12 protein-coding genes are annotated in these 13,109 nt (G+C 69.2%); 5 read left to right on the top strand and 7 right to left on the bottom strand.

What is annotated here, in order from left to right:
- Positions 1-2: 2 nt before the first annotated feature.
- From RXV79_RS07690 to RXV79_RS07700, 3 genes are all read right to left on the bottom strand, one after another.
- Positions 3-374, bottom strand: a complete 372-nt coding sequence (locus tag RXV79_RS07690) for a hypothetical protein (RefSeq protein WP_316702818.1) — start codon at positions 372-374, stop codon at positions 3-5.
- Between the two features lie 69 nt (positions 375-443).
- Positions 444-1,952: a Ppx/GppA phosphatase family protein gene (locus RXV79_RS07695; protein WP_316702819.1), complete on the bottom strand. Its 1,509-nt coding sequence runs from the start codon at positions 1,950-1,952 to the stop codon at positions 444-446.
- 31 nt (positions 1,953-1,983) lie between these two features.
- Positions 1,984-4,380, bottom strand: a complete 2,397-nt coding sequence (locus RXV79_RS07700) for a putative bifunctional diguanylate cyclase/phosphodiesterase (protein ID WP_316702820.1) — start codon at positions 4,378-4,380, stop codon at positions 1,984-1,986.
- A 221-nt stretch (positions 4,381-4,601) separates the two neighbouring features.
- Here RXV79_RS07700 and RXV79_RS07705 point away from each other — a divergent pair, with 221 nt between their 5' ends.
- Both RXV79_RS07705 and RXV79_RS07710 read left to right on the top strand, forming a co-directional pair.
- Positions 4,602-5,474: a dienelactone hydrolase family protein gene (locus RXV79_RS07705; protein ID WP_316702821.1), complete on the top strand. Its 873-nt coding sequence runs from the start codon at positions 4,602-4,604 to the stop codon at positions 5,472-5,474.
- A gap of 58 nt (positions 5,475-5,532) precedes the next feature.
- Positions 5,533-6,309, top strand: coding sequence for a ZIP family metal transporter (locus tag RXV79_RS07710; protein ID WP_316702822.1), 777 nt, complete (start codon positions 5,533-5,535; stop codon positions 6,307-6,309).
- 13 nt (positions 6,310-6,322) lie between these two features.
- Here the strand turns inward: RXV79_RS07710 and RXV79_RS07715 are convergent, their stop codons facing one another.
- The 4 genes from RXV79_RS07715 to RXV79_RS07730 all read right to left on the bottom strand — a co-directional run bounded on the left by RXV79_RS07715 (position 6,323) and on the right by RXV79_RS07730 (position 9,733).
- Complete coding sequence (locus tag RXV79_RS07715; protein WP_296721546.1) at positions 6,323-6,757, bottom strand: universal stress protein; 435 nt, start codon at positions 6,755-6,757, stop codon at positions 6,323-6,325.
- Positions 6,758-6,856: 99 nt separating this feature from the next.
- Entirely contained in the window at positions 6,857-7,699 is an 843-nt protein-coding gene (locus RXV79_RS07720) for a sulfurtransferase (protein ID WP_316702823.1), read from the bottom strand.
- 4 nt (positions 7,700-7,703) lie between these two features.
- Complete coding sequence (locus RXV79_RS07725) at positions 7,704-8,606, bottom strand: DMT family transporter (protein WP_316702824.1); 903 nt, start codon at positions 8,604-8,606, stop codon at positions 7,704-7,706.
- Positions 8,606-9,733, bottom strand: a complete 1,128-nt coding sequence (locus RXV79_RS07730; protein ID WP_316702825.1) for an aromatic ring-hydroxylating oxygenase subunit alpha — start codon at positions 9,731-9,733, stop codon at positions 8,606-8,608. Before RXV79_RS07730 ends, RXV79_RS07725 begins: the two co-directional genes overlap by 1 nt.
- A 262-nt stretch (positions 9,734-9,995) precedes the next feature.
- Between RXV79_RS07730 and RXV79_RS07735 the strand changes: the two genes are divergently transcribed.
- From RXV79_RS07735 to dxs, 3 genes are read left to right on the top strand one after another with little or no spacing between them, the layout of a single operon-like run.
- Positions 9,996-10,238 (top strand): exodeoxyribonuclease VII small subunit, encoded by a 243-nt coding sequence (locus tag RXV79_RS07735; protein WP_316704014.1) that lies wholly within the window; start codon positions 9,996-9,998, stop codon positions 10,236-10,238.
- Positions 10,235-11,125, top strand: coding sequence for a polyprenyl synthetase family protein (locus RXV79_RS07740; protein WP_316702827.1), 891 nt, complete (start codon positions 10,235-10,237; stop codon positions 11,123-11,125). The genes RXV79_RS07735 and RXV79_RS07740 overlap by 4 nt, the downstream gene beginning before the upstream one ends.
- A 1-nt stretch (position 11,126) precedes the next feature.
- The gene (dxs, locus tag RXV79_RS07745; protein WP_316702828.1) at positions 11,127-13,016 is read left to right on the top strand and encodes a 1-deoxy-D-xylulose-5-phosphate synthase; all 1,890 of its coding nucleotides are present in this window, start codon (positions 11,127-11,129) and stop codon (positions 13,014-13,016) included.
- The last annotated feature ends 93 nt before the right edge of the window (positions 13,017-13,109 follow it).

Raw genomic sequence — 13,109 nt, forward strand, 5'->3', positions numbered from 1 at the left:
TGTCACGACGGCTCGAACATCACGAGCCTGCAGTCGCTGGAGCCCGTGTTCTCGACGACGTGGCCTGGGATGGGCGACTGCACCAGCGCGAACCCGGCAGCCGGCAGTGCGTCGCGGTAGCTGCCGTCGGGTGCGTGCACGCGCAGGCGGCAATCGGTGAGGTAGTACACGGCGCTCGCCGGGTGGGCGTGCAGAACGTCCTTCTGCCCAGGCTTCCAGGTGACGGCGATCACCTTGTACTGCTCGTTCTGGGCGATGACCTTGTAGACGTCGGGTGAAGCCTCGAACGAACGCGGGAGTTGCTGCGCGCTTGCGGCGGCGGCCAGGCACAGGCCGGCGCAGATGGCGGCGAGGCACTTGATCGAATGCGGCATGGTTCCTGCCCTCTGTGTGGTGGAGGGCCCCAGGCTAGGCCGGGCCGGCCGCAAAGGCCTTGCGTTAGCTCAAGCCCGGATCTGCAGCCGTATCGCCCCGCTGCGCTCCCACACCGCCGCTTCTTCATGGAGCAGGAACAGGGTGCGCGGGTGTGCCGCCGCCCACTCGGGCTTAACCGCGACTTCGGCCTGCGTGCCGTGTCGCTGCAGGTGCAGGGCCTCCAGTTCCACGCCCACGCGGGCATGGCACAGGATGATCGCCAGGCGCAGGCACAGGGCCTGCCATGCAAAGCTCTCCTGCCCGAGTTGCGTTTCCACTTTGCGCAAGCCGCCACGTTGCGCCAGCACCAGGTCGGCGAGGCGGCGCTGCTGAGATTGCGAGAAGCCGGCCGCGTCGACGTGGCCCAGCAGGTAGGCGCTGTGGCGGTGGTGGTCATGGTGCGAGACCACCATGCCCAGCTCGTGCAGAGCGGCAGCCCACCCGAGTTCGCGGGCCAGTGCCGGGTCGGCGCTCGGGGCCACCGCCGCGTGCAGGGCGAGCGCCACGTCTGCCACGCGCCGCGCCTGCGGCACGTCGACCTCGAAGCGCCGCTGCAGTTCGGCCACCGAAACGTCGCGCACGTCATGGCCGAGCGTGGGGCCGGCCGTGGCGCCCAGCCGCTCGTCGAGGTCGTAGATCACGCCTTGCCGCAGGGCGCCGCGGGCGGGCTGCAGCTCTGCAATGTCGAAGTGGGTGGCGAGGGTGTAGAGGATGGACAGCCCGCCGCCGATGACGGCGCGGCGGTCTTCCTTCATGCCGGGCAGGTTGAGCTTGTCGACGCGGCCGGCGCGCAGGCATTGCTCCATGCACCAGCGCAGGCCATAGGGCGTGATCACGCCATCGGTGATGCCGTTGGCCTCGAGCAGCTGCGACACGGCCCCTGCGGTGCCCGAGGAGCCGAGGGCTTCCTTCCAGTGCCGCGAGGCGAAGGGCACGAGCGCTTCTTCCAGCTCGGCCCCAGCCGCCACCTGCGCGGCGCGGAAGGCGCTTTCGGTGAAGCGCCCGTCGCCGAAGTAGCGCATCGACAGGCTCACGCTGCCGACCTGGAATGACTCGGCGCGCAAGGGTGCGCGGCCCTGGCCGAGGATCATCTCGGTGGAGCGCCCGCCGATGTCGATGACGAGCCGCCAGTCGTCCGACGGTTGCAGCCGTGCCACGCCGGCGAAGATGAGGCGGGCTTCTTCGCGGCCCGAGATCACCTCGATCGGCTGGCCGAGCGCCGCATGGGCCCGCACGAGGAAGGCATCGCGGTTGCGTGCTTCACGCAAGGTCTGCGTGGCAACGGCCCGGATGCGCTCGGCCGGGATGCCGGCAAGCCGCTTCGCAAAACGCTGCAGGCACGCGAGGCCGCGCTGCATAGCGTCTTCGGTCAGCAGGCCGTTTTCGTCGAGCCCGGCGCCCAGGCGCACGGTCTCCTTCAGGTAGTCGATGCGCTTGTAGCGGCCGGGGCTCACCTGGGCCAGCTCCAGGCGGAAGCTGTTGGAGCCCATGTCGATGGCCGCGAGCACGCCGGGTTGCGGCGGGAGCGAGTCAGTCATGCCCGCGATTGTGCGGGCACCGGTGTGACATTCAGGCCACGTGGCGATCGCTTTGTGCGGCAGGTGCGGGCTCGGGTGCCTCGCTGCGGGCGCGCAGGAAATCGAGCACGTCGTCGTTGCGGATCGGCGGCGAGATCAGGAAGCCCTGCACCGAGCCGCAGTGGTGCTCGCGCAGCACCTCGACGGCGCGTTCGTCTTCCACGCCTTCGGCGAGGGTCTCCATGCGCAGCGCGTTGGCCATCTCGATGGTGGCGCGCACGATGGCGCGCGCGTCGGGGCGGGTGACGATCTCGCGCACGAAGCTGCGGTCGATCTTCAGCTGGTCGAACGGGAAGCGGCGCAGGTAGGCGAGCGAGGAGTAGCCGGTGCCGAAGTCGTCGAGCGCGATGCGCACGCCCAGCTCGCGCAAGGCATGCAGCTTGGCGAGGGTGATGTGGCTGTCGCCCATCAGCACCGACTCGGTGATCTCGATCTCCAGGCGCTCGGGCGGCAGGCCGCTCGTGGCCAGCGCGTGGGCCACGTCGGCTCGCAGGTCGCGGGCCATCACCTGCAGCGGCGAGAGGTTGACGGCCACGCGCACCCGGTCGGGCCAGGCGCGCGCCTCCTTGCAGGCCTGGTGCAGCACCCACTTGCCGATGTCGTGGATCATCCCGGCCTCTTCGGCCACGGGGATGAACTCCTGCGGCGGCACTTCGCCCAGCTCGGGGTGCGTCCAGCGTACGAGGGCCTCGAAGGCGCTCACGCGGTTGTCGTCGAGACGGATCTGCGGCTGGAAGACAAGGCGCAGCTGCTGGCCGGGGATGGCCTGTCGCAACGCGCGCTCCAGCCCGAGTCGCTTGACCACGCGCGCTTCCATGCTCTCGGTGTAGAAGCTGAACTGGCCACGCCCGGCGGCCTTGGCGGCGTAGAGGGCGAGGTCGGCGTGCTTGAGCAGCACATCGGCCTCGAGCCCGTCGCGCGGGGCGAGGGCGATGCCCAGGCTCGCACCGAGCGGCACGGTCACGCCGCCGATCTCGCAGGGTTTGCTCAGCGCATACAGCACGCGGCCGGCGACCAGCGCCACCTCGTCGGGCGAGTTGATCTCGCGCACGATGAGGCCGAACTCGTCGCCCCCCAGGCGCGCCACGATGTCGCCGGTGCGGCGCGAGGCTTCGAGGCGCTGGCCGACCACGCGCAGCAGCATGTCGCCCATGTCGTGGCCGAGGGCGTCGTTCACGGTCTTGAAGCCGTCGAGGTCGAGGCACAGCACCGCGCATTGCTCGCCGGTCTGGCGCACGCTGTCGAGCGCGTTGTCGAGTTCGATGCGGAAGCGGTGGCGGTTGCTGAGGTTGGTGACGGCGTCGAAGTGGGCCAGCTGCCACACGTGTTGCTGCGCCTCGCGTGCCGCGGTGACGTTGGCGACCACGCCGCGCCAGCCGCCGCCGTCCACTGGCTTGGCGGTGAGGGACCACCACACCGTGCGCTGCGCGAGCCACACCGGCAGCTCGATGTGGCCGAAGGGCGTGCCGTCTTCCAGGTGCTTGGCGAGCTTCTTGAGCGCGGCGGCGCCTTCGGCCGCGCTGCCGATGGGCAGGCGGCGCTGGCGGCGCGCCAGCACGTCGACCAGCAGCCGGCCTTCGAGGGCGCTCTGCGAGCGGCTGAAAAGCCGCGCCATGCGGCGCGAGACGCGCACGAGGCGGCCCTCGGCGTCGACTTCCCACAGCACGTCGGCTGCGTTCTGCTCGAAGTCGCGCAGCAGCAGGCCGATGGTCTCGCGGTGCTCTTCGGCGCGCAGCTCGGCCACCATGCGGGCCTTGAACATGCGCGACCACGACAGCACGCCGTAGAGCATCACCAGCAGATAGGCCAGCAGCAGCACGGCCAGCGTGCCGGCCGCGTCGGAGCGCAGCTGGCCGAGCGCCACCCCGGCGCCCACCGCCACCAGCAGCGGGAAGGCCGTGCCGGCGCGGCGGATCGGTGCGAGCGCCGTGGCGCCCGCGCAGACGATGCCGACCGTGATGGCGGTGAGCACGAGGAACTGCGAGGGCGACGCCACCGTGGTGAAGAAGGGCAGGGGCACGCCCCACAGCAGGCCCAGCACCGTGGCGTGAAGCGTGACGCGGTCGGTGGCCCGGCGCGACGCCTGCGCGGGCGTCGGTGACGCACGACCGCGCCACCACGCGCGTGCGCCCCAGCACACCGCGAGCAGCACCAGGGCGGCCCAGCCGAGCAGGGCCGGGAGCGGGGCGGTGTCGCGGAAGGTCCAGCACAGGGTGCTCGCGCCGACGAGGTTGGACACCACCACCACCGGCGTGAGTGTGAGCACCGCCTGCACCTGCATCGCGCGCAGGCGGCCGCGCAGGTCCTTTGCCGGCGAGCCGGCCAGCTCGGACGCCTCCGCCTCGGTCGGAGGCGCGCTGTCGACGACGGAGACCAGGGTTTCTCGCACGGTGTGACGGGCAGGGCAATGCAGCGAATGGGCGAGGATTGCCGCTGCCGCGGGCCCGCGCAAGGGCGCGGGCGCACGAGCCACAGCCGCCGCGCGAAAAGTGCCGCATTTCGAGGCGGGGCGCGGCGCCCCCGCAGACGCGGGGTGTGACCCTCGCTGTGCACTGTTTCACGCCGCTTCCTAGAATCGCGCGCTCCTTCCACCCCCCTTCGGAGACCCGCATGCTCAGCAAGGACCTGGACAGCCTCACCCCCAGCCGCGACTTCAACCGCCGCGGCTTCATGCAGACGGCCGTGGGCAGCGGCTTCGCCGCCGCCGTGCTGCCGGTGACCGCACAGACGATCAAGACCGACACCGCCGGCCTGACCGCAGGCGAGGTGACCATCCCCGTGGGCGACTTCAAGATGCCCGCCTACCGCGCAGCGCCGGCCGGCAAGACGGGGTTGCCGGTGATCCTCGTGGTGTCGGAGATCTTCGGCGTGCACGAGCACATCGCCGACGTGGCGCGCCGCTTCGCCAAGCTCGGCTACCTCGCCATCGCACCGGAACTCTTCGTGCGCCAGGGCGATGCCAAGTCGTACACCGAGATCGCCAGGCTGATGAGCGAGGTGATCGCCAAGACACCCGACGAGCAGGTGATGCGCGACCTCGACGCCACCGTCGCCTGGGCCCAGGGCCAAGGCGGCGACACGGCGAAGCTTGGCATCACCGGCTTCTGCTGGGGCGGGCGCATCACCTGGCTCTACACCGCGCACAACCCCGCCGTGAAGGCCGGCGTGGCCTGGTATGGCCGCCTCGTGGGCAACAGCACGCCGCTCACGCCCACGCACCCGATCGAGGTGGCGGGCAAGCTCCACGGCCCGGTGCTGGGCCTCTATGGCGGCGCCGACACGGGCATCCCGGTTGACACGGTTGATAAGATGAAAACCGCCTTGAGCCAGGGCAGTGCTGCGGCGAAGAAGTCGGAGTTCGTGGTCTACCCCGACACGCCGCATGCTTTCCACGCCGACTACCGGCCGAGCTACCGCAAGGAAGCCGCCGAAGACGGATGGAAGCGCGCGGTGGCGTGGTTCAAGGCAAACGGGGTGGCCTGAAACCCGCTTTGCTCCAGACCGCAAGCCGCGCACGGTGCGCGGCTTTTTTTGTGATCCGATGACGCTCCTCTACATCCTCGCGGCCACGCTCGCCGGCGGCCTGCTCTCGGTGCTGATCGCCGCCAGCCTCACGGTGGGCGTGCTCAGCCGCGTGGTGCACCACCTGGTGAGCCTGTCGGCGGGCGTGCTGCTGGCCACCGCCCTGCTCAACGTGCTGCCCGAGGCCTTCGAGAGCAAGGCGAGCCCGCAGGCGCTCTTTGCCACGCTGCTGGCGGGCCTGATCTTCTTCTTCCTGCTGGAGAAGGCCGAGCTCTACCGCCACAGCCACCACCACGAGGGCGACGGGCACCACCACCATCACCACTTCGACCAACAGCAGGCCGGCCGCGGCGGCTGGAGCGTGCTGCTGGGCGACAGCATCCACAACTTCTGCGACGGCGTGATCATCGCGGCCGCCTTCCTCACCGACACACAGGTGGGCATCGTCACCGCGCTGGCGATCATCGCCCACGAGATTCCTCAGGAGGTCGGCGACTACATCGTGCTGCTCAATGCGGGCCTGAGCCGCTCGAAGGCGCTGCTCTACAACGCGATGTCAGGCCTCGCGGCGGTGGCGGGCGGGGTGCTCGGCTACTTCATCGTCGGCCCGTGGGTCGACCTGTTCCCGTATCTGCTCGTGGTGGCGTCGAGCAGCTTCATCTACGTGGCGGTGGCCGACCTCATCCCGCAACTGCAGCACCGCCTGTCGATGCGCGACACCCTCGCCCAGCTGGCGTGGCTGGCGGTGGGCATGGTGACGATCGCGCTGGTGGTGAAGGGGCTGCATCACCACTGACGCCCAAGGGAACTCAGCGCACCACCAAGACGGGGATGTTGGTGTGTGTCAGTACCTTCTGTGTCTCGCTGCCCAGCAGCAACGCCGTCACGCCGCGGCGGCCGTGCGAGGCCATCACGATCAGGTCGCACTCGTGGCGCTTGGCGTGGTCGATGATGGCTTCCCAGGGGTGCAGGGCTTCAACCGTCTGTGCGTCGCACTGCAGGCCACTCAGCTCGGCGGTGTCTCGCACTTCCTTCACCCGCGCGGCGGCGATGCGCTCCTGCGCGTCGAAGAACTCCTGCGGTGGCGTGGGCTGCATCTCGGAGATCGCGCTGTAGGGGAAGGGTTCCTTCACGCTCAGGGTGTACAGCTTCGCGTTGACGGACTTGGCCAGCGCCACCGCGGAGGCCAGGGCCTTCTTGGTGATGTCCGAGCCGTCGGTGGGAACCAGGATGCGCTTGAACATGATCAGCTCCAGTGGCGAACGGAGGCGTTCGGCGCGAACTTATCCCCGCCGCGGAGGGCGGTCAACCGTGCTGAGCTGCGAGCTGGCGTAGGTCAACGCCTACGGGGCGGCGCCTTGCACCATCGGGCGGGACGGGTCGCTGCACCACTCGCTCCACGAGCCGGCGTACAGGCGTGAACGGCCGAAGCCGGCCACTTCCATCGCGAGCAGGTTGTGGCAGGCGGTGACGCCGGAGCCGCACAGGTGCACCACCGGGCGGTCGTCGGTGACGAGGGCGTCGAACTCGCGCCGGAGCTGGTCGGCGGGCTTGAAGCGGCCGTCGGGCTGGAGGTTGTCCTTGAAGAAGCGGTTCAGCGCGCCGGGGATGTGGCCGGCGACGGGGTCGAGCGGCTCCACGTCGCCGCGGTATCGCTCGGGCGCGCGGGCATCGAGCATCAGCACCTCGCCGAGGCGGGGTTGCAGCTGGGCGGCGTCGATGCGGGGCATTGCCGGAGGGAGGTCGGGGTACGGGGCTGCGGGCTGCGCGGCGTTGGTGTCGGCCGTCACCGCGCCACCGGCGGCTTGCCACGCCGGCAGGCCGCCATCGAGCACCGCCATCTCGTCATGGCCCATCCAGCGCAGCACCCACCAGGCGCGCACGGCGAACATGCCGCCCTGGCGGTCGTAGGCGACGACCGGGGTACCGGGGGTGATGCCCACGCTGCCCATCCACCCGGCATAGGCCGTGCGGTCGCGCAGCGGGTGGCGGCCGTTGCGGCCGGTCTTGGCGGCCGACAGATCGCGGTCGAGGTGGGCGTAGCGGGCGCCCGGCAGGTGGGCTTCGGCGTAAGCCCGCTCGCCGGCTGAGGTGTCGGCGAGGTCGAAGCTGCAATCGAGCAGCACGGTGTCTTGGCGGCGGGCGAGCAGTTCCTGCAGGTCGGCGGCGCTGATCAACGGGTGCATGGGCTCAGCTTTCGGTGGGGGTGGTGGTGTCCTTGAACGCGGTGCGGCTGCGCAGCAGCGTAGCGCCGAGGCCTGAAGCGACGATGAAGCACATGCCCAGCACCGCCATCCAGGTGATCTTGTCGTGGAAGAGCAGCGCGCCGTAGATGAACGAGAAGGCGATGCCGAGGTACTGCAGGCTCGCGTTGACGAGCGGCCGACCCACGCCGTAGGCGCGCGTCATCATCATCTGCGCCACGGTGGCGAGCACGCCCACGGCGAGCAGCAGTGCGGGGCCTTGCCAGGTGGTGTGGGTCGTCAACCCGCCGCTTGCGAGCGTGGTGACGAGGCCCAGCAGCATGCCGCCGAGCGAGAAGTAGAAGACGATGCGGTACACCGGTTCGCCTGCGCGGCCGAGCGCCGTGACCTGCAGGTAGGCGGTGGCCGCGAGCACGCCCGACATCAGCCCGATCAGGCCGTGCCAAAGCTGGTTCTGCTCGATGGTCGGTCGCAGGATCAGCGCCACGCCGATGAATCCCAGCAGCACGGTGGCGACCAGCCGGCCGTCGACCTTCGAGGTGCCCAGCATCACCGCCCCGCCGATGAGGAAAAGCGCCATCCACACCGACGACATGTAGTTGAGCGTCATGGCCGTGGCCAGCGGCAGGTTGCCGATGGCGTAGAACCAGAGGCCCAGCGCAAAGACGCCGCTCACGCTGCGCCAGAAGTGCATCGCCGGTACCGCGGTGCGCAGCGTGCCGCCCTGGCGTCTGGCGACGAGAAACAGCACGACGGCGCCGACCATGCCGCGGTAGAAGACGATTTCCGCCGTGCCGTAGAGCTCGGATGCGAGCTTCACGCACACGCTCATGGTGGCGAAGAGGAAGGACGCCAGCACCATCAGCGCCGGCGCGGAGAGTCCTCGCATCAAGCTTTGAAGTTCATCGTGCGCCGGTACCAGGCATGGAACTCTTCCATTCCGTCTTCCATCGGCGACTGGTAGGGGCCGGTTTCGTTGTCGCCGCGTTCCCACAGCGCCTTGCGGCCCGCGTCCATGCGCAGCGCGATCTCGTCGTCCTCGACGCAGGTTTCCAGGTAGGCGGCCTGCTGGGCTTCGACGAACTCGCGCTCGAAGGCGGTGATCTCCTCGGGGTAGAAGAACTCGACCACGTTGAGCGTCTTCTGCGGGCCCTTGGGGTAGAGCGTGGACACGACGAGCACGTGCGGGTACCACTCGACCATGATGTTCGGGTAGTAGGTGAGCCAGATCGCGCCCTGCTTCGGGGGCTGTCCGTCGCGGAACTTGAGCACTGCCTCGTGCCACTTGAGGTAGGTGGCCGAGCCGGCCTTGGCGAAGCCCTTGTTCACGCCCACCGTCTGCACCGAGTGGTGGCGGCCGAACTCCCACGCCAGGTCGTCGCAGGTCACGAACTGCGAGAGGCCGGGGTGGAAGGGGCCGACGTGGTAGTCCTCGAGGTATACCTCGATGAAGGTCTTCCAGTTGTAGTCGCACTCGTGCATGTGCACCTTGTCGAGCACGTAGCCGCTGAAGTCGAGGTCGGCGCGGGGGCCGAGTTGCGACAGCTCGGCGGCGATGTCGCGGCCGTTGTCCTCGAACACCATGCCGTTCCACGTCCGCGTCTTGTAGCGGTTGAGGTGCAGGCAGGGGTCCTGCTGGAAATGCGGGGCGCCGATGAGCTGGCCCTTGAGGTCGTAAGTCCAGCGGTGCAGCGGGCAGACGATGTTGGCCCCGGTGTGGCCGCGGCCTTTCATCATCACCGCCTGGCGGTGGCGGCAGACGTTGGAGATCAGCTCCACGCCCTGGGCGGTGCGCACCAGGGCGCGGCCTTCGCCTTCCTGCGGCAGGGCGTAGTGGTCGCCGACCTCCGGCACGGCGAGTTCGTGCCCGAGGTAGCGCGGGCCGTGCTGGAAGATCAGCTCCAACTCGCGGCGATGCAGGTCGTCGTCGAAGTAGGCGGAGACGGGGAGCTGGAGGCGGGGTTGCTCCAGGCGAGAGGGTCCCAGAGCGGGGAGAGCAAGGCTCAGGTCAGACATGATCCCGAGGTTTCCTTTTGACCGATGGTGAACGTGCCACCCAGGGCCGCAAGCCTCGGGTGGGGCTCATCGCTGCGCACGGCGCGGACGGGTTGGGTGCTTGCCTGACCCGGTCATTCAGCGAGGGACGCGGATTGTACCCAGCCATGTCGATGGCCCTTTTGGGGGTACGTGGTTGACCTGCATCACCTCTGGCGCTAGGCGTTTGCCGGGGCACGGCCGGGGGTGCCGGCTGACTACAATCCCGGCTTTGCGCACCAAGATGGCCAAGACCCCTCCCACCCCGCCTGCCAGCCCGGCGCCTGCGACTTACGAAGATGCCTTGGCCGAGCTGGAAGCCCTGGTGGCGGCCATGGAAGGCGGGCAGCTCCCGCTCGATGCCCTGTTGCAGAACTACCGCCGTGGCGCCGACCTGCTCAATTACTGCCGCGAGCGGCTCGATGCGGTCGAGCAGCAGGTGAAAGTGCTCGAAGAGGGCCAACTCAAGCCGTGGAAGAACGAATGATCGCGGTTGATTTCGAATCGTGGTGCCGCGCCCAACTGGACACGGTCGAATCCGCCCTGTCGGCCTGGGTGCCGCTGCAGGCGCCTGCCGGCCTCGGCCAGGCCATGCGCTATGGCGTGCTCGACGGCGGCAAGCGCCTGCGCCCCTTGCTGGTGCTGGCCGCAGCCGAAGCGGTGAACGGCAGCGATGGCGAGGCGGCCCTGCGCGCTGCATGCGCCGTGGAGCTGATCCACGCCTACTCACTGATCCACGACGACATGCCCTGCATGGACAACGACGTGCTGCGCCGTGGCAAGCCCACCGTGCACGTGCAGTTCGGCGAAGCCCAGGCCATGCTGGCCGGTGACGCCATGCAGGCGCTGGCCTTCGAGGTGCTGACGCCGGAGCAGGGCGTGCCGGCCGTGTTGCAGGCCCGCCTGTGCGCCTTGCTGGCGCGCTCGGCCGGCCACGCCGGCATGGCCGGCGGCCAGGCCATCGACCTCGCCAGCATCGGCGTCACGCTCGACGAACAATCGCTGCGCGACATGCACCACCGCAAGACCGGCGCCCTGCTGCAGGGCAGCGTGCTGATGGGGGCGGCCTGCGGCCAAGCCAGCCCCGCGGCGTGGCTGGCGCTCGCCGACTATGGCGACGCGATCGGCCTGGCCTTTCAGGTGGTCGACGACATCCTCGACGTGACCCAGGCGTCTGAAACCCTGGGCAAGACCGCTGGCAAAGACCAGCACGCGAACAAACCCACCTACGTGTCGGTGCTGGGCCTCGATGCGGCCCGGCAGCACGCCCGCGAGTTGCGCGAGAAGGCGCTCGCGGCGCTGTCACGCAGCCACCTGCCAGACGTGCAGCGGCTGACCGACCTCGCCAACAAAGTGGTGGACAGGGACTGCTGACATGACAACCAACCACGCACTGCTCAACACGATCCAGAGCCCGGCCGACCTGCGCAAGCTGTCGCGCGTCGAGCTGAAGCAGCTCGCCGTCGAGTTGCGCGACTTCGTGCTGCAAAGCGTGTCGCAGACCGGCGGGCACCTGTCGTCGAACCTGGGCACCGTGGAACTCACCATTGCCTTGCACCACGTCTTCAACACCCCGCACGACCGCATCGTGTGGGACGTGGGCCACCAGACCTACCCGCACAAGATCCTCACCGGCCGGCGCGATCGCATGTCGACGCTGCGCCAGTACGGCGGGCTGTCGGGATTCCCGCGCCGCGACGAGAGCGAATACGACACCTTCGGCACCGCACATTCGTCGACCTCGATCTCGGCCGCGCTCGGCATGGCGGTGGCGGCGCAGATGCGTGGCGAAGACCGCCGCTCGGTCGCCGTGATCGGCGACGGCGCGATGACCGCCGGCATGGCCTTCGAGGCACTCAACAACGCCGGTGTGGCCGGCGCCAACATGCTCGTGGTGCTGAACGACAACGACATGTCGATCTCGCCGCCCGTGGGGGCGCTCAACCGCTACCTCGCGCGGCTCATGAGCGGCAAGTTCTACGCCGCCGCACGCGACACCGCCAAGACGGTGCTGAAGAACGCACCGCCGCTCTTCGAGCTGGCCCGCCGCTTCGAGGAGCACGCCAAGGGCATGGTCGTGCCCGGCACGATCTTCGAGGAATTCGGCTTCACCTATTTCGGCCCGATCGACGGCCACGACCTCGACTCGCTGATCCCCACCCTCGAGAACCTGCGCGACATGAAGGGGCCCTTGTTCCTCCACGTCGTGACCAAGAAGGGCATGGGCTACAAGCTGGCCGAGGCCGACCCGGTGGCCTACCACGGCCCGAGCAAGTTCAACCCGGCCGAGGGCCTGAAGAAGCCCGCCACGCCGCCGAAGCCGACCTTCACGCAGGTGTTCGGGCAATGGCTGTGCGACATGGCCGCCGCCGACGAGCGGCTGGTGGGCATCACGCCGGCCATGCGCGAGGGCTCGGGCATGGTCGAGTTCGAGCAGCGCTTCCCCAAGCGCTACCACGACGTGGGCATCGCCGAGCAGCACGCCGTCACCTTCGCCGCGGGCCTGGCCTGCGAAGGCATGAAGCCGGTGGTCGCCATCTACTCGACCTTCCTGCAGCGCGCCTACGACCAGCTCATCCACGACGTGGCCCTGCAGAACCTGCCCGTCGTCTTCGCGCTCGACCGCGCGGGCCTGGTCGGAGCCGACGGCGCCACCCACGCGGGTGCCTACGACATCTCGTACCTGCGCTGCATTCCCAACATGAGCGTGCTGACGCCAGCCGACGAAAACGAGACCCGCCAGCTGCTCACCAGCGCCTTCAAGCAGGACCACCCCACCGCCGTGCGCTACCCGCGTGGCTCGGGAGCCGGCGTGGCAGTGCAGCCGACGCTCGACACTCTGCCCTGGGGCCAGGGCGAAGTGCGTCGCCGCGGTGAGCGCATCGCGATCCTTGCCTTCGGCACGCTGCTCCACCCGGCACTGGCGGCGGCGGAGAACCTCAACGCCACGGTGGCGAACATGCGTTTCGTGAAGCCGCTCGATGTCGCTCTCGTGACTGAACTTGCGCGCAGCCATGATGCAATCGTGACCGTGGAAGAGGGCTGCCTGATGGGTGGCGCCGGCAGTGCCGTTCAAGAGGCCCTGCAGGCCGCACGCATCGAAGTGCCCGTTCTCAGTCTGGGCTTGCCCGATGAATTCATCGAGCATGGTGACCCCGCCAAGCTTCTCAGCTTGTGTGGCCTGGACGCCGCAGGCATCGAGCAATCGATCTTGAAGCGCTTCGGCGCCCGTCCTGCGTTGTTGCGGCCCGCCGTCAATCGTTAAGAAGTCCGCGCCGCCGGGAGCCCCCGCGGCGGCAGGGCGACGGAATTGCTGTCATCCTCGCGGGTCTGAGTCAGTCAGACCGCGCGAATGAGG

This window comes from Piscinibacter gummiphilus (genome assembly GCF_032681285.1).
GTDB classification, from domain to species: Bacteria; Pseudomonadota; Gammaproteobacteria; order Burkholderiales; family Burkholderiaceae_C; genus Rhizobacter; species Rhizobacter gummiphilus_A.

Bases quoted from the DNA above. Each gene is read 5' to 3' on its own strand.
- RXV79_RS07710 (WP_316702822.1), top strand. From the start codon at position 5,533: ATGACGCTCCTCTACATCCTCGCGGCCACGCTCGCCGGCGGCCTGCTC.
- dxs (WP_316702828.1), top strand. From the start codon at position 11,127: ATGACAACCAACCACGCACTGCTCAACACGATCCAGAGCCCGGCCGAC.
- RXV79_RS07740 (WP_316702827.1), top strand. From the start codon at position 10,235: ATGATCGCGGTTGATTTCGAATCGTGGTGCCGCGCCCAACTGGACACG.
- RXV79_RS07725 (WP_316702824.1), bottom strand. From the start codon at position 8,606: ATGCGAGGACTCTCCGCGCCGGCGCTGATGGTGCTGGCGTCCTTCCTC.
- RXV79_RS07735 (WP_316704014.1), top strand. From the start codon at position 9,996: ATGGCCAAGACCCCTCCCACCCCGCCTGCCAGCCCGGCGCCTGCGACT.
- RXV79_RS07730 (WP_316702825.1), bottom strand. From the start codon at position 9,733: ATGTCTGACCTGAGCCTTGCTCTCCCCGCTCTGGGACCCTCTCGCCTG.
- RXV79_RS07695 (WP_316702819.1), bottom strand. From the start codon at position 1,952: ATGACTGACTCGCTCCCGCCGCAACCCGGCGTGCTCGCGGCCATCGAC.
- RXV79_RS07715 (WP_296721546.1), bottom strand. From the start codon at position 6,757: ATGTTCAAGCGCATCCTGGTTCCCACCGACGGCTCGGACATCACCAAG.
- RXV79_RS07720 (WP_316702823.1), bottom strand. From the start codon at position 7,699: ATGCACCCGTTGATCAGCGCCGCCGACCTGCAGGAACTGCTCGCCCGC.
- RXV79_RS07690 (WP_316702818.1), bottom strand. From the start codon at position 374: ATGCCGCATTCGATCAAGTGCCTCGCCGCCATCTGCGCCGGCCTGTGC.
- RXV79_RS07705 (WP_316702821.1), top strand. From the start codon at position 4,602: ATGCTCAGCAAGGACCTGGACAGCCTCACCCCCAGCCGCGACTTCAAC.